The following is a 15,037-nucleotide window of genomic DNA, read 5'->3' as shown; positions in this document are numbered from 1 at the left end:
ACATTCCGACAACGACGTTAAAAAGGGTTTATTTTTCAAAAGAAATAAACCCTTTTTCATTTCCTGAAGCCCAATAATTCGTTTACTCTTTTGCACGACGCGCTGTTGATCAAACGGATAAAAACATAATTTGACAGACTCTGGCAGAATGAGCGCATTCTCGAATAGAACTGACTCTCATGCCATCACCAAACACAAATGCGTCCGACTTTCATCTGGACAATTTTTTTCAGAATGCATTGTTCGCAACGCTCCCGCCCGACTTCTATACGCACTTGCGCCCTACTCCATTACCCGCACCTTATTTAGTGGCCGTGAGTAAACGATTAACAGGCGAACACCACGTTTCAACACGCAACTTTCAAGATCAAGAAGCAATTGAAATTTTTACCGGAAACAGAACTCTACCAACAATCAATCCTCTCTCCAGCGTCTATTCCGGCCATCAATTTGGCGTCTGGGCTGGTCAACTTGGTGATGGACGAGCAATTTTGCTCGGAGATACAATCAACAGACAGCAACAGCGAATCGAGGTGCAATTGAAAGGGGCCGGAGCAACGCCGTACTCACGCTCCGGTGACGGGAGAGCAGTACTAAGGTCATCCATCAGGGAATTTTTATGTTCAGAAGCCATGCATGCACTCCATATTCCCACCTCGAGAGCACTTTGCATTACTGGATCAGACCACTACGTTTTTCGCGAACAACCAGAGACAACAGCGGTTGTAACCCGTCTGGCACCGAGCTTTATCCGCTTCGGTTCTTTTGAGCATTGGTATTACAATCGCCGCCATGACAATTTAAGAACGTTGGCCGATTTTGTGATTGAACATTATTTCCCACATTGCCGTGATCAGCAGAATCCATATCAAACTCTGCTTGCTGAAATTACACACAAAACCGCTGAGCTGATGGCGCATTGGCAGTCGGTCGGTTTTATGCATGGCGTCATGAATACGGACAATATGTCTATCTTAGGTATTACCCTTGACTATGGTCCGTATGGTTTTATGGAAGCGTTTGATGAGTCCCATATTTGCAATCACACTGATCAGCAAGGGCGGTACTCGTACAAGATGCAACCGAGTATAGGGAATTGGAACGTGCATGCACTTGGTCAGGCGATGCTTCCGTTAATAGGCAGCGTCGAAGATACCCAAGCTGCGCTATCAGAATACTCAAATAGCTTTGTCGCTAAATGGGAGAGCTTATTGCGTTCCAAGTTTGGCTTCCGCATGGCACATGAATCAGATAAACAACTTGGAGAAGACTTCTTCAGTTTGATGCAAGCGAATCATGCAGATTTCACGCTAAGCTTCCGTCAATTAAGTCACCTGGAGAATGAAATATCGCCAAAAGATGATGCCCTGCTCGACTTATTTATAGACAGAGAAGCCTTAAAAGACTGGCTGAACCGCTACCGGGCGCGCCTTGCGATGGAAAACAGCAATGCTGATGATAGACAGATTGCAATGAGAGCGAGCAATCCCAAATATATTTTAAGGAACTATTTAGCTCAAAATGCGATCGAAAAGGCACAGAATAAGGATTTTTCTGAAATCACCAAATTATTATGCATATTAGAAAACCCTTTTGATGAGCAAATCGAGAATGAAGAATACGCAAAACTCCCACCCGACTGGGCCAAAAATTTGGAAGTCAGTTGCTCTTCGTAGTACAAAAACAACATTGCTTTAATCAATTAAAGGTGAGCCACTTGAAACACTTGAAACACCTGAACCAATTGAAGCTGATAAGGAATCCTAATAAGGCGTAAATACGGAAACATACATCACGACATGACGCACCTGAATAATTTGTGTAATATTTGCGACGTCCATTTTGCACATGTTCTTCTTGACGACTCACCACTAACAGGTTCACGCAAAGCATACATTTCGTAAGCCTGACATTTAAACCACTCGCATAAGTCTGTTTTTAATGAAATTTCTTTTTGACGTTTTTCCAGTTATCTTATTTTTTGTCACCTTTAAATGGGGCGAAGGGCATACTGCAACTGCTCAAGCCTACGTTGAAAACTATCTTTCCAGTCTGGTTTCAGGTGGCGTCAGTTCACCTGAGCTCGCACCAATTATGTTGGCGACTGCAGTCACTTTAGTTGCATCAATCGGCCAGATATCTTATTTGCTCATCCGCAGACAAAAAGTAGATGCAATGCTGTGGATCTCGTTCATCATTATTATGGTGTTCGGCGGAGCCACTATTTATTTTCATAGTGATACCTTTATTAAATGGAAACCATCTATATTATATTGGTGTTATTGTGGCGCTTTCTTGTTAGCACAATTTGTCTTCAAGAAAAACCTGATCCGTACTGCGATGGAATCGCAGGTCAAGTTACCCGAGCAAATCTGGGGCAAACTGAGCCTTGCCTGGACAGCTTATTTCTTCCTGATGGGCGTACTGAATCTCTGGGTCGCTTTTAACTTCTCAACAGATACATGGGCAAATTTCAAACTGATCTCCATGGTAGGAATCATGCCGGCATTCATTGTTATTCAAAGTTTATTTTTATCGAAATATATGACGGAGGCTGAATAATGTCACGATTCGATCAACTGAAAAATCGTCTTACAAATGCTTTACAGCCGGTTGTATGTGAATTACAAGACGATTCCGCCGCTCATGCAGGGCATGCTGGCGCAGCTTCAGGAGGGAGCCATTACAATTTGAAAATAATTTCTCATCAATTTGAGGGCTTAAATCGCATTTCACGGCATCGTCTGGTGTATGATGCCATTGGCGATATGATGCATACGGACGTCCACGCACTAGCGATTGTCGCGTTGGCGCCGTCAGAGATACCGACCTAAGCAGTTTACTTATAATCCGTTTTTTTTATTTTGTTATTTAGGAACAGACAATGACTTTTAAACCTGCTCTTTTGCTGGTAGCACTTCTTGCAACAGCTTTGCCAACAATGGCTCAAAATCTCGCCGTAGTTAATGGTAAAGCAATTCCATCCTCACGCGTCGATGCATTAGTAAAACAATTGACATCCCAAGGACAGCAAGACACACCAGATTTGCGCGCAAAAGTAAAACAAGAACTGATCAACCGCGAAGTGTTGATGCAAGAAGCTGAAAAATCAGGTTTAGCATCCAATCCTGAAGTAAAAAACCAGCTGGAAATCGCACGTCAATCTTTATTGATTCGCGCATTGATGATTGAATATGTCAAAAAGAATCCAGTGACAGATGCAGAAGTTAAAGCAGAATATGACAAAGCTAAAGCACAAGCTGGCGACAAGGAATACCATGCTTACCATATCCTGGTTGACAAAGAAGATGACGCAAAAGCGATTATTTCTAAGTTGAAAGCGGGAGCTAAGTTTGAAGAGCTGGCTAAGCAGTCCAAAGACACAGGATCAGCATCCAAAGGCGGCGATTTAGATTGGGCATCTCCAGCAACGTTTGTACCAGAGTTCTCTAATGCGATGATCGCACTCCAAAAAGGTCAATTTACAGAAACACCTGTAAAATCCCAGTATGGATTCCACATCATTAAATTGGAAGATGTTCGCACGTTGAAATTCCCTACTTTAGAGGAAGTTAAACCACAAATCATCGACGGCTTACAACAACAAAAAGTACAAGCTTACCAACAAACTTTAGTAAAAAAAGCCAAAGTTCAATAAAATTGAAGTAAGCAAAAACAAGGGCGCAAGTTTTTAAACTGCGCCCTTTTTTCTATCTTTTTTTGGTGCTATGACAATAAACGAAGAAGAATTAGCCCAACAAAATGCTACGATAATGCATCAGATTGAAAATGAATTCGACTGAGCAATGTCTGCTTCTCACGATTTATCCCTGCGCTGAATACTTCAATGAAAATATCTTTTTCTCATTTGCAAAAGAATTTGCATTGGAACTATCACTGCAAGTTTAAAGCTTCATCAAAGTCATCTTTAAAAACTGCTGCCATTGCGCTGCAAATCTCGCTCATAATGCTTTTATTAGCCATTTCAAGCGAAAGCAATGCTGGTCTGGTTGATTTCTCAAATGGTTTATATGAATTTGTGACCAAAAAATTTGGCCCCGAAGCACCCCATCGCCTTCAGATAATGCAAACCAATGTGCGTCAAATGAAGGCAACAGCGGGACCCGATTTAACTGGGAAATTATTAAGATCAAGAAACGTACAACTTGAAATGCCTCTGTTAAAGAGGGCAAATGATTTTTATAATCAGATTCCTTATGTCAGCGATTTAGAACATTGGGGTGTAGAAGATTACTGGGCTACACCAGTTGAATTAGTCGCTTCGTTTGGTGGTGATTGTGAGGATTATGCGATCGCTAAATATATGACTTTAAAAGACTTAGGCATCCCAATTGAGCGCCTGAGAATTACCTATGTCAGAGCAATTAAGATTGGCGAGACGCACATGGTTCTCGCCTACTACCCTACCCCAGATAGCGATCCATGGATACTAGATAACTTGATTCCGGAAATAAAACACGGCTCTGAACGCACAGATCTGATACCAGTTTATAGCTTTAACGATGACGATTTGTGGCTAGCTAACGGAACAGCGAGAAAAGGTGGCGCTTCAACGGTACGCCTATGGCGTGATGTTATCGAAAAAATGGATAGAGAAAGCAAGCTCTGATATTGAAAGATAAAGCACCATCGATGATGGCAAGATCTTAAAACCATGTAAGATTCATCCGGCGATTTTTAGCTATCTACTCGAAGCATCATTCACATTCGAGCCAGCGGTGACAAGAAGTATCCTTGCCCAAAAATAATGCGCTCGTTAATTAACCAGTCTTTGATTTTTGCAGACTCTACATTTTGTGCAATCACCTTCACATCAAGAGCATTTGCCAACAAAATCACAGAACGAAGGTGCAACTGTGCTTGTTCACTTTCAAGCGCGGCATCGACGAGGCCACTATCGAGTTTAATATAGTCAGGTACAACTTTACGCAAAAGATCAAGTGAACCGGGCGCTAGCCCAAAATGATCAAAGCCTACAAGAACTCCGTAGCTTCTCAGTAAAGCAATAAAACTCATTGTGGAGGGCATATTTTTCCCGCAACCGAACTCACTTAACTCAAATGACAATCGAGAACCTGCATCCTGAGAGCTAACAAGTTTCTCGCCCAACCATTCGCGGAATGACTCACTCTCAATAGACTGGGCAGAGACGTTCACCGCAACATTTGCCTCCATATATCCGAGGCTATTCATCTGATCTATCACAAGACTTATGACCGCCTTGTCAATATCAGTCATGAGCTGATGACGCATCGCCATGGGCAAGAACAAAGCTGCGGAAATAAAATTCCCTTGTTGATCAATGAGCCGAGAAAAAATTTCATGCTGAAAAACATCTTGAGCTGTGAGATTAAAAACGGGTTGGGTAAATAATGCCCACCGTTTTTCACTTAAGGCGCTTTGTATCAGTGCCCGCCAACCTGATGAACCTTCTGCGATCTTATTTTCATCAGCAAGATTGAAATTAATCGCAACGTTACGCCCATTCTGCCTTGCAGTTTCCAGAGCGAGATCAACTTTTGCAAATAATTCGCCCCTGGTTTGTCCTGCAGAAAAGTGAACGCAACCAAGGTTGAAAGATAAATTTTTGGCCGAAAAATGTTCAATAAAACCAATCAACTTGCGCTGTAGTGCCTTGAATTCTGAATCTATCACATTGGACAAAACATCGAAGCCCACAAATCCAAACGCCGTACCGCCAATTCGCCCAGAAATACCAATCTGAAGTTCAGAACAACTTAGAGCAATTTTAATCACATCAGCCAACAGTTGATCACCCTCTTGATACCCATGTTCGTGATTAAATTCTTTGAGCCCATCAAACTCAAGAACTATAAGATAACCAGAACTAAAACCCCCATCTTCTTGCAGCAAGGCATTCAAACGCAAGTCAAACGCTTTGCGATTGTCAAGACCAGTTACTTTATCGGTATAAGCCTCAGCGCGAAATGCTTCGGCCTTAGAGGTTTCCGCACTCAGCATCTCTGAAATCTTACTCGACATGGAGTTCATTGCAGACACAACACGACGAAATTCCCGGGAATTGGGGAGTTCTAAAATTTGATTAAATCGCTTATTTTGAATATCAAGCGCGGTATGCTCAATCAATGACAATGGCCGCAGAATGATTTTCAACAGCCACATCGTCAGAAAAAACACCAAGGAATACATTAACAGCATCAACCCCGCTTGTTGTTTAAACGAATCCCACAGAAATTGATAAGCAAACGTAGGTTGATTGATCACGACAATTTTTCCTAATTGTCGCCATCCCTCAGAAATAAAGGCTTCTCCGGGCGGAGTTTGTAGTTGTAGCAAAGAGGAAAAGGGCAAAGGGACATTGTCAACCTTCAGCGGCAATTCTTTGGAAACCAGCTTTTTTCCGTACACATCAAACAGGATAATCTTTTGATAGTAGCCACGGTCGAATACTGAACTTAATTGTACTTCAGCGAGCACAAGATCGTTTCTCGACAACGACGTCGCCAAATCATGTGACAAACTACCCGCTGTATCTTGAGCATGAGATGACAATTGTTGTTGCAAGAAATCGCGGGTTGCCATCACTGATAGCATCTGCAGTCCGGCAAAGACCAATAACACGATGAAGGAAATCGCTATCAATAACTGTCTTCTTAAACTCATTGTTATTTACCAGACCTTATGATTAACAGATTAAACCGGATAGTTGTCATCACAAAGCGAAATTGATAACAAAACTCGTATCTAGACATAAATGAAGACTATTGCTCGAATTTCGCAATTGACTTGAAAGACATATAGCATAGTCAAACTAATTCATTATTAATTTCTGCAACTCGATCTGGCAATCGAGGGCATTGAATGACCAAAGCAATTGATTGTTCTTTGTTTTCAATACCCTACCATAGGATAATTATTTACTACAACCCCAATTGCGGCCAGAGCTCATCGACCTTGCCTTTGATATCCTGGCTCATCACGATCGTTGTACCCCACTCCCTATCTGTCTCACCCGGCCACTTATTGGTGGCATCGATCCCCATTTTGCTACCCAGACCACTGACGGGTGAGGCAAAGTCGAGATAATCGATGGGAGTATTGTCTACCAAGGTTGTGTCCCGACTGGGATCAACACGGGTGGTAATCGCCCAGATGACTTCTTTCCAGTCGCGAATATTCACGTCTTCATCTACAACGATAATGAACTTGGTATACATGAATTGACGCAAAAAACTCCAGACGCCGAACATCACGCGCTTTGCATGACCAGCATAAGATTTCTTCATCTGCACAACCGCCATCCGATAACTACAACCTTCCGGTGGTAAGTAAAAATCAGTAATTTCACTAAACTGTTTTTGCAAAAGCGGAATAAACACTTCATTCAGTGCTACGCCCAATACCGCCGGTTCATCGGGTGGTTTTCCGGTATAAGTCGAATGATAAATCGGATCACGACGCATGGTGATGCGATCTATCGTAAATACCGGGAACCAGTCTTGCTCATTATAGTAACCAGTATGATCACCATACGGTCCTTCCAGTGCGTGCTCATAACCACTTGGATGCGATTCATCGGGGTAGATATGCCCTTCGAGCACGATTTCAGCGGATGCTGGCACGCGGAGCTCGCTGCCAATCGCTTTAACCAATTCCGTGCGGCTACCGCGCAATAAGCCCGCGAACTGGTATTCAGACAAGCTGTCAGGGACCGGCGTCACTGCTCCTAATATAGTAGCGGGATCAGCACCCAAAGCTACCGCAATTGGATACGGCTTACCTTTATTGACGATACAGTGCTCACGGAAATCCAACGCGCCTCCGCGATGCGCGAGCCAACGCATAATTACTTTATTTCGCCCTAATACTTGTTGGCGGTAGATGCCCAAATTCTGGCGCTTTTTATTAGGACCTTTGGTAATCACCAACCCCCAGGTAATCAATGGTGCGACATCGCCAGGCCAACAGTGTTGAATCGGCAAACGCGATAAATCAACATCGTTACCCTCCCAAACAATTTCCTGGCATTTGGCACCACGTAATTCCTTAGGGGCCATGTCCCACACGGCTTTTACGAGGCTGCCCATTCCAAGAATGTCTTTAAAACCTTTCGGTGGTTCTGGTTCTTTTAAGGCAGATAATAGGTGGCCGATTTGGCGTAATTCACTCACATTATCTGCTCCCATACCGAGTGCGACACGACGTGGTGTACCAAATAAATTTGCCAGAACCGGAATACTATGTCCGGTCGGTTTATTGAACAAAAGTGCAGGACCTTCAGCGCGCAAAGTTCGGTCACAAATCTCCGTCATCTCTAAATTAGGAGAAATTTGAATATCTACTTGTTTTAACTCATTTATTTCTTGCAATTGAGAAATAAAATCCCTCAAATCGGAATATTTAATCATTTTTCGCTTTTTTGTATGTCTGAACTAGTTGGTCAAGCTTATTTAGCCAAGTACTTGATTTTATTGGTTTTTGCTGCATTGCAGCGCAATTCTTTAGATTCAAAAGTTATTAAACGTTGATTTGATAGTATTGACTTGATATAAAACCACCCCTACAATTCGCCCAACTTGATGAAGAGATCTAGACGTTTGCCACTTTACACGCAAAGTCTACCTCGCCAATAACGGTAACATCATTCACGGGGGTCGGGCCCCACATGACATTGTAAGGATTGTTTTCAAAAGGCGTCTGCCTTATCCCGAAATAAAGTTATTTATCGCTGGATGCTCCAGTACCAAGTGTGACGAACTTAAACAGATAAATAGCTCCGGCGTCTTCAGATCGCAAATGCGACGAGGGCGATGTTTCTGATTCGTGAAGTAGTCTTATGCAACTGCTCGAAGTTGAGCTATTGCACCGCGATGATTCAGGGGGTTACATGATTCAACGTTTTATTTTAGCTGTACAACAAGGTGGACTTTCCACCGAAGAAAAGCGTGCTGCGTTCAATGCAGTCGCACGTGATACAAGTAGTGGTTTCATCACCATCATCCGCCACTTAATGACAATTTCAGGTATCACCGCTATCGTCTTGCTGGCGACAATGTTCATCAAACCTGAGTTAGCTGATAAATTTAAGAATTTATCTCCATTTACGACACCAGAACAACTGGTCGAAGCAGAGGTTCCACCACCAAGCCTTGCAATGCTCATGGAAGCGCCTGGTAAGGCTGCCGCAGGTAACGCCCTGCACAATGCAGCATATACCGAAGAAGATGCAAAATTACTGGGCAGCGAGCGCCAGCAAAAATGGGTAACGAATTGGCTTTCCAAACGCTACCGCGTCGCTACAGATGCAACTAACATGCTGGTATCAGCCGCCTATTTGACTGCCAAGGACATCAAATTGGATCCGCTGCTGATTTTGTCCGTGATGGCGATCGAATCAGGCTTAAATCCGTTCGCGGAAAGCCCAGTAGGTGCGCAAGGATTGATGCAAGTCATGTCCAAGGTACATCAGGAAAAATTCGACGAAATGGGAGGCGTTAAAGCCGCCTTAAATCCGGTTGCCAATATCAAAGTTGGAGCATTAATATTAAAAGACTACGTCTCACGTGCGGGCTCAGTCGAAGCGGGCTTAAAGATGTATGTGGGCGCAGGTGCTTTTGACAATGACTCTGGCTATGGATCTAGAGTAATGACAGAGTACAAACGCTTAAAAGACGTTTCTGCCGGTAAAAATGTTCCTACGGTATTCACCAATACCAGCCCTGCTCCGGTCGCTCGCCAGACAGAAGCTACGCATACAGTAAAAGAAGATGCGAACGAAGCGAAGGCGAAAACAGATTCTAAGGATCAAGTAGCAGCTTTATAATTTGACGTCACAAATTAAGCTTCAATTAAAAAACTGCCCGCACATCAAAATACGGGCAGTTTTTTTTCGCCTTAAGCAGGTTGCGCAAGAAATTTTCTCAACCGCACAATCGCTTCTTGTAGATTCTCCATCGAATTGGCGTACGACAATCGCACATAGGAGCTTGCCGTTGCTGGCCCAAAATCGAGACCAGGAACGATAACCACACCAGCGTCATTAAGCACTTGTTTAGCAAAGGCATCAGCATCGTTGGTGAATCGCGAACAATCCGCATATACATAAAAAGCACCATCTGGCATGACTGGAACACCGAAGCCCAGTTCACGCAGTGCCGGCACGATATAATCGCGGCGACGTTTAAACTCCGCCTTTCTTTTTTCATAGATAGTCAATGCTTCTGGGCTAAAACAAGCTAGCGCGGCATGTTGCGCAATAGATGATGGACAAATAAACAAATTCTGCGATAACTTTTCCAACTCAGGCACAATACGCTCAGGTACAACGAGCCAACCTAAGCGCCAGCCTGTCATATTAAAGTACTTGCTAAAACTATTAATGATTACCACATCATCATCCAGAGAAAGCGCAGAAAAAGGCGGAGCATCATACGACAACCCCTGGTAAATTTCGTCGACAATCGTAAAGCCCCCGCGCTCTTTGACGCTGGCGATAATTTTTACCAACTCGCCAACCGCTATCGAAGTACCGGTAGGATTCGATGGCGAAGCTAGCAAGACACCCGCAGTATCGGAGGTCCAATGTTCACGTACCATTTGATCGGAAAGTTGGAAGCGGTGCTCTGGACCACTCGCGACCAGTTTGGCCTTACCTTCAAATGCGGCAACAAAATGACGGTTACATGGGTAGCAAGGATCTGGCATGAGTACTTCGCGTCCTGCTTCTACCAGCGCCGCGCAAGCCAACAATAAGGCAGCCGATGCGCCTGCGGTCACAATGATGCGCGAAGCGGGAACATTTAAACCAAATTTTTCGGCATAATGGTTAGAAATTGCCTCACGCAATGCCGGCACACCAAGTGCTGACGTATATTGCAAACGACCATCAGCCATCGCCTTCGCAGCAGCGTCGATCACGATTTGTGGTGCTGTAAAATCAGGTTCGCCGATACCCATATGTATCAAGTGGCGACCTTGTGACTCCAGCGCAGCAGCCATCTTCATGAGCTCCATTACATGAAAAGGAGCGATATGAGCCAACCGAGACGCGAGATTATTTTCCATATTTACCTGCCAAAGACGTAAGTCAACAACTATTCTGTCGTAAAAAAACCGCCTGATTTCCTATATAGAAAAAGGCGGTTAAATTATGTTCATTCATCTGCACTTATTTTGCAGCAACCTCATTCGGGCGTAACTTTACAGCTAACTTATCCAACACGCCATTGACGTATTTATGACCATCGATACCACCAAATGACTTGGTTAATTCAACGGCTTCATTAATTACAACGCGGTAAGGAATCTCGATATGATTTTTTAACTCATATGTGCCGATCAACAAAGCGGCGTGTTCAATCGGTGACAGCTCTTTAATACCGCGATCAATCAGAGGCGCAAACTCTTCACGCAATTCGATGGAGTGATTAATAGCGCCATGCAACAGCGCGTCAAAATGTTCACGGTCAGCCTTATCGAAACCGTGTGCCTGACGGATATGGGCGTCAATCACACCGGAATCTTCATTATTGAGCAGCCATTGATACAGGCCTTGCAGCGCAAACTCACGAGCACGGTGGCGCGGAGAGCGGCTTTTACTAGGATTGGCGTGTTGCGTTTTATTATTCATATTCTTCTCTTACTTGATTTTGCTTTTTTGTGCTGTTGATGGCCTGAAATACAATGACCCCAGGCACACTTTGTTTCTTAATATCTTGAAGTTAAGCCTGAACTGGTCGTGGCTTACCTTCAACTGTGCCTAATCAGGCGTCGTAGTCGACGTCTTCGGTTGCTTCTGCTAACTCTTCGAGAGCCAATGTCAGATTCGCCATCTCAACCGCTACGCGAGCTGCATCTGCACCTTTTTCTTGCATACGGACTTCAGCTTGCTCGTCGTTTTCTGTAGTCAATATCGCATTTGCAATCGGAATGCCTGCATCCAGGCCGACGCGGGTGATGCCAGCGCCAGATTCGTTGGAGACCAATTCAAAGTGATAAGTTTCACCACGGATTACAGCCCCCAAAGCGATCAGCGCATCAAACTGATTGGTTTCAGCCATTTTTTGCAGTGCCAATGGAACTTCCAGAGCACCTGGCACAGTGACGTGCAGAATATCTTCATTCAACACGCCAAGACGTGCCAATTCTGCCAGGCAGGAAGACAACAGGCCATTACCTACTGTTTCGTTAAAACGGGCTTGTACGATACCGACGCGTACGCCAGCGCCATCCAGATTTGATTCATAGTGTCCAACTGTCATGATATTCCCTCTTGCGCCAAGGCGCTCCGTCAATTCTAAAATATTCGATATTATTTGATGCTAGAAATTTTTAAAGCTTAAAAAATTCTCAGCATTTTTCACGCGATGTATTCATCACACTGCATTCCTGCTACTGCACAACAACTTACTTTAAGCTTTATTCTGCGCAGGGTTTATCCAGGTAGCCAACAACCTCGAGGTTAAAACCAGTCATGGACGGCATCTTTCGTGGATTTGCCAGAAGTTTCATTTTACCAACGCCTACGTCTTTCAATATCTGCGCACCGATACCGTAATTGCGTAAATCCATACTTGCAGCACGACCAACAGGGCGTGTTTCCGGTGCATTCAGCGCTTTAAACTGATCAAACATTTGCTCCGCAGTTTCTTCGCAATTCAATAAAACGATAACGCCTGAATCGGCTGCCTGTACCGCTTTCATTGCGGCAGCAACGTTCCATGAATGCGTCGTTGCCTTACTTTCCAGCAAATCCAGGATCGATACCGGTTGATGTACGCGAACCAAGGCTTCTTTTTCGGGCGTAATGTTTCCGTGCACCAAGGCCAAATGCGCAGAGCCACTAGGTTTATCACGATAAACAACTGCCTTAAAGCTGCCATGCACGGTATGCATATCGCGCTCCGCAACGCGGTCTACGATACTCTCGGTTTGGCTACGATAGTGAATTAAATCGGCAATCGTGCCAATTTTTAAGTTATGTTCTTTGGCGAACTCAAGCAAGTCTGGCAAACGTGCCATCGTGCCATCATCCTTCATAATTTCGCAAATCACGGATGCAGGCGTCAGACCAGCCAACTCCGCCAAATCACAACCAGCTTCAGTATGCCCTGCACGCATCAGAACGCCACCTTTTTGCGCCTTCAATGGGAACACATGGCCTGGTTGAACGATATCGTTAGCAGTTGACTTTTTGCTGACCGCAACCTGCACTGTATGCGCACGGTCTGCCGCTGAAATACCGGTGGTAACACCTTCAGCTGCTTCAATAGAGACCGTAAAATTAGTGCCGTAAGAAGTGCCGTTACGGGTTGTCATCATTGCCAGATTCAACTCGTCGCAACGCTCTTCTGTCAACGTCAGGCAAATCAGGCCACGGCCAAATTTTGCCATAAAGTTAATGGCTTCCGGTGTTACAAATTCTGCCGCCATAATCAGATCGCCTTCGTTTTCGCGATCTTCTTCGTCAACCAGGATGACCATGCGGCCAGCACGCAATTCTGCGACGATTTCTAGGGTATTAGACATGCTCATAGGGGGTATCCTGAAGGGTTGGGCTCCGGCGCTTAGCGCGAGCACCACCAACTGCATTTGAATGAAGCCGCTATTTTAAAGGATTTCGCCCTACACTTCCCGTGCTTTCTGCGGTTTTGAAGCGTTTTTACTAGATTTGGATCACACCACGTCCAATTTCTTGCACCTTACCACCGACTTTAATGGTCATATCTTCAAGTATATCCAGATAGAGGTGACTTGGTCTTTGCATTTGTCCACCCTGATTTATGTGCAAACTCGCAGGGACATTTCGCTTTTGCGCGATCCACCAACCACCGAGGTTGGCACATGCAGATCCAGTGGCAGGATCTTCACCTACGCCACCACCCGGACGCGCAAAAAAATAACGAGCCTTTACTTGAACTCGAGTTGCATTTGCCCGCCGAATCTGATCAAACGTAAAAAGATAGACGGTCTTACGACCCAGACTATTTTTTGGCCAACCATCAAGCAAAGCACTATTCAACTTAGCACGGTAAAGTGCGTCCTCATCCACCAATGGGACAAGCAATTGATCAGACCCAGTGTTGACCCACAGCGGCTCGCCGGAAAAATCCTTCATATCCAACCCGAGAATACGTGCAATTTGTGCACTATCTGTCTCACAAGCCGAAACTTTTGGCGCTTGTGGAGCTGCAAAAGTCCACACATTTTCATGTAACTGCAAGGGCACGATGCCAGCCTTACATTCCAGCGTGAGGTGCGCCGGGGCTTTGTACAATTCCTGCACCAACTGAGCCGTACCTAAGCTTGGATGTCCTGCAAATGCCATTTCTGTATCAGGCGTAAAGATCCGCATTCTTGCAGTCGCCTTATCGGATGGCAAAATAAAACAAGTTTCAGACAAATTAAATTGTAAAGCCAAGGCCTGCATTTCGGCATCCGACAATCCATCAGCATGCTCAAAAACACATAAAGGGTTACCGCCAAAAGTAGACTCTGCGAAGACATTAAAAATACGAAAAGGATAAGATCTCATAGGACAATAAAATTTAAGAACCCACTACAAGTATTACGACTATTTCAGAATATCGCGAGGTATTGTTTTGACCTCTGCCTTTGCCTATTCAGAGGCAAAGCCATCCAAGGCATTTTGATCAAAACGGCTCCATTTCGATAAGTTTTTTCAATAAGATTTGATGTCGATTACCGACCTTCCCTGTATATCATGCATCAGTGCTAAATTAAATAAAAGCGCAATATTTTCTGTGAGTTTGAACGCAGAGCAGCGAGGCTGTAGCGCGGCGTGTCGGCTAAAACGCGCAAGTAAAGCTGTTTAACACAATGTGATTCTCTATTTCTTACGAGCATTTCAACAGGGGCAGACACAATAAGCAGGGTAACATCTTGCAAAGACGGCAGATCATGCGTACGCTTAGAAAACGAAATTACTAACAATTCTGTCATGTCCCCCTGTTCGATGACATGATTAAAAACAGCAAAACGTTACGTGAATTTAAAGACGCGTAACCGGCACAGC

13 protein-coding genes are annotated in these 15,037 nt (G+C 44.3%); 6 read left to right on the top strand and 7 right to left on the bottom strand.

Annotated elements, in window-relative coordinates:
• The first annotated feature begins 179 nt into the window (after positions 1 to 179).
• The 5 genes from H8K32_RS01955 to H8K32_RS01935 all read left to right on the top strand — a co-directional run bounded on the left by H8K32_RS01955 (position 180) and on the right by H8K32_RS01935 (position 4,630).
• On the top strand, positions 180 to 1,676 hold the full coding sequence (locus tag H8K32_RS01955) for a protein adenylyltransferase SelO (protein ID WP_186910769.1): 1,497 nt from the start codon (positions 180 to 182) through the stop codon (positions 1,674 to 1,676).
• A gap of 265 nt (positions 1,677 to 1,941) precedes the next feature.
• The gene (locus H8K32_RS01950; protein ID WP_186910768.1) at positions 1,942 to 2,562 is read left to right on the top strand and encodes a septation protein A; all 621 of its coding nucleotides are present in this window, start codon (positions 1,942 to 1,944) and stop codon (positions 2,560 to 2,562) included.
• The gene (locus H8K32_RS01945) at positions 2,562 to 2,834 is read left to right on the top strand and encodes a BolA family protein (protein ID WP_186910767.1); all 273 of its coding nucleotides are present in this window, start codon (positions 2,562 to 2,564) and stop codon (positions 2,832 to 2,834) included. Before H8K32_RS01950 ends, H8K32_RS01945 begins: the two co-directional genes overlap by 1 nt.
• A 50-nt stretch (positions 2,835 to 2,884) precedes the next feature.
• A complete protein-coding gene (locus H8K32_RS01940; RefSeq protein ID WP_186910766.1) occupies positions 2,885 to 3,658 on the top strand; it encodes a peptidylprolyl isomerase in 774 nt (257 codons plus the stop codon).
• Positions 3,659 to 3,847: 189 nt separating this feature from the next.
• A complete protein-coding gene (locus H8K32_RS01935) occupies positions 3,848 to 4,630 on the top strand; it encodes a transglutaminase-like cysteine peptidase (RefSeq protein WP_246447064.1) in 783 nt (260 codons plus the stop codon).
• A 92-nt stretch (positions 4,631 to 4,722) separates the two neighbouring features.
• Here H8K32_RS01935 and H8K32_RS01930 read toward each other — a convergent pair whose 3' ends face one another.
• Complete coding sequence (locus H8K32_RS01930; protein WP_186910765.1) at positions 4,723 to 6,585, bottom strand: bifunctional diguanylate cyclase/phosphodiesterase; 1,863 nt, start codon at positions 6,583 to 6,585, stop codon at positions 4,723 to 4,725.
• A 338-nt stretch (positions 6,586 to 6,923) separates the two neighbouring features.
• Positions 6,924 to 8,408 (bottom strand): 4-hydroxy-3-polyprenylbenzoate decarboxylase, encoded by a 1,485-nt coding sequence (ubiD, locus tag H8K32_RS01925; protein WP_186910885.1) that lies wholly within the window; start codon positions 8,406 to 8,408, stop codon positions 6,924 to 6,926.
• Positions 8,409 to 8,839: 431 nt separating this feature from the next.
• On the opposite strand from ubiD, the gene H8K32_RS01920 reads away from it, so the two are divergent.
• Positions 8,840 to 9,826 carry a transglycosylase SLT domain-containing protein gene (locus tag H8K32_RS01920; RefSeq protein ID WP_390312379.1) on the top strand — a complete coding sequence of 329 codons (987 nt, stop codon included), beginning with the start codon at positions 8,840 to 8,842 and terminating at the stop codon, positions 9,824 to 9,826.
• 71 nt (positions 9,827 to 9,897) lie between these two features.
• Here H8K32_RS01920 and H8K32_RS01915 read toward each other — a convergent pair whose 3' ends face one another.
• The 5 genes from H8K32_RS01915 to H8K32_RS01895 all read right to left on the bottom strand — a co-directional run bounded on the left by H8K32_RS01915 (position 9,898) and on the right by H8K32_RS01895 (position 14,536).
• Positions 9,898 to 11,067, bottom strand: a complete 1,170-nt coding sequence (locus H8K32_RS01915; RefSeq protein WP_186910764.1) for a pyridoxal phosphate-dependent aminotransferase — start codon at positions 11,065 to 11,067, stop codon at positions 9,898 to 9,900.
• Positions 11,068 to 11,170: 103 nt separating this feature from the next.
• On the bottom strand, positions 11,171 to 11,632 hold the full coding sequence (nusB, locus tag H8K32_RS01910; RefSeq protein ID WP_186910763.1) for a transcription antitermination factor NusB: 462 nt from the start codon (positions 11,630 to 11,632) through the stop codon (positions 11,171 to 11,173).
• Between the two features lie 133 nt (positions 11,633 to 11,765).
• The gene (gene ribH, locus H8K32_RS01905; protein ID WP_186910762.1) at positions 11,766 to 12,263 is read right to left on the bottom strand and encodes a 6,7-dimethyl-8-ribityllumazine synthase; all 498 of its coding nucleotides are present in this window, start codon (positions 12,261 to 12,263) and stop codon (positions 11,766 to 11,768) included.
• Between the two features lie 157 nt (positions 12,264 to 12,420).
• Positions 12,421 to 13,536, bottom strand: coding sequence for a bifunctional 3,4-dihydroxy-2-butanone-4-phosphate synthase/GTP cyclohydrolase II (ribBA, locus tag H8K32_RS01900; protein ID WP_186910761.1), 1,116 nt, complete (start codon positions 13,534 to 13,536; stop codon positions 12,421 to 12,423).
• A 130-nt stretch (positions 13,537 to 13,666) separates the two neighbouring features.
• On the bottom strand, positions 13,667 to 14,536 hold the full coding sequence (locus H8K32_RS01895; RefSeq protein WP_186910760.1) for a PhzF family phenazine biosynthesis protein: 870 nt from the start codon (positions 14,534 to 14,536) through the stop codon (positions 13,667 to 13,669).
• Between the last annotated feature and the right edge of the window lie 501 nt (positions 14,537 to 15,037).

The sequence above is a fragment of the Cognatundibacterium jejuense genome (assembly GCF_014284255.1).
Taxonomy (GTDB): domain Bacteria; phylum Pseudomonadota; class Gammaproteobacteria; order Burkholderiales; family Burkholderiaceae_D; genus Undibacterium; species Undibacterium jejuense.
Note: the sequence above shows the minus strand (reverse complement) of the source record. Positions and strands in the feature narration are given on the sequence as shown.

What these genes read in the sequence shown, in the direction of transcription:
- H8K32_RS01945 (WP_186910767.1), top strand. Translation starts at nt 2,562, where the DNA reads ATGTCACGATTCGATCAACTGAAAAATCGTCTTACAAATGCTTTACAG.
- H8K32_RS01895 (WP_186910760.1), bottom strand. Translation starts at nt 14,536, where the DNA reads ATGAGATCTTATCCTTTTCGTATTTTTAATGTCTTCGCAGAGTCTACT.
- H8K32_RS01950 (WP_186910768.1), top strand. Translation starts at nt 1,942, where the DNA reads ATGAAATTTCTTTTTGACGTTTTTCCAGTTATCTTATTTTTTGTCACC.
- H8K32_RS01930 (WP_186910765.1), bottom strand. Translation starts at nt 6,585, where the DNA reads ATGGCAACCCGCGATTTCTTGCAACAACAATTGTCATCTCATGCTCAA.
- H8K32_RS01940 (WP_186910766.1), top strand. Translation starts at nt 2,885, where the DNA reads ATGACTTTTAAACCTGCTCTTTTGCTGGTAGCACTTCTTGCAACAGCT.
- ribH (WP_186910762.1), bottom strand. Translation starts at nt 12,263, where the DNA reads ATGACAGTTGGACACTATGAATCAAATCTGGATGGCGCTGGCGTACGC.
- H8K32_RS01955 (WP_186910769.1), top strand. Translation starts at nt 180, where the DNA reads ATGCCATCACCAAACACAAATGCGTCCGACTTTCATCTGGACAATTTT.
- H8K32_RS01920 (WP_390312379.1), top strand. Translation starts at nt 8,840, where the DNA reads ATGCAACTGCTCGAAGTTGAGCTATTGCACCGCGATGATTCAGGGGGT.
- H8K32_RS01935 (WP_246447064.1), top strand. Translation starts at nt 3,848, where the DNA reads ATGAAAATATCTTTTTCTCATTTGCAAAAGAATTTGCATTGGAACTAT.
- H8K32_RS01915 (WP_186910764.1), bottom strand. Translation starts at nt 11,067, where the DNA reads ATGGAAAATAATCTCGCGTCTCGGTTGGCTCATATCGCTCCTTTTCAT.
- nusB (WP_186910763.1), bottom strand. Translation starts at nt 11,632, where the DNA reads ATGAATAATAAAACGCAACACGCCAATCCTAGTAAAAGCCGCTCTCCG.
- ribBA (WP_186910761.1), bottom strand. Translation starts at nt 13,536, where the DNA reads ATGAGCATGTCTAATACCCTAGAAATCGTCGCAGAATTGCGTGCTGGC.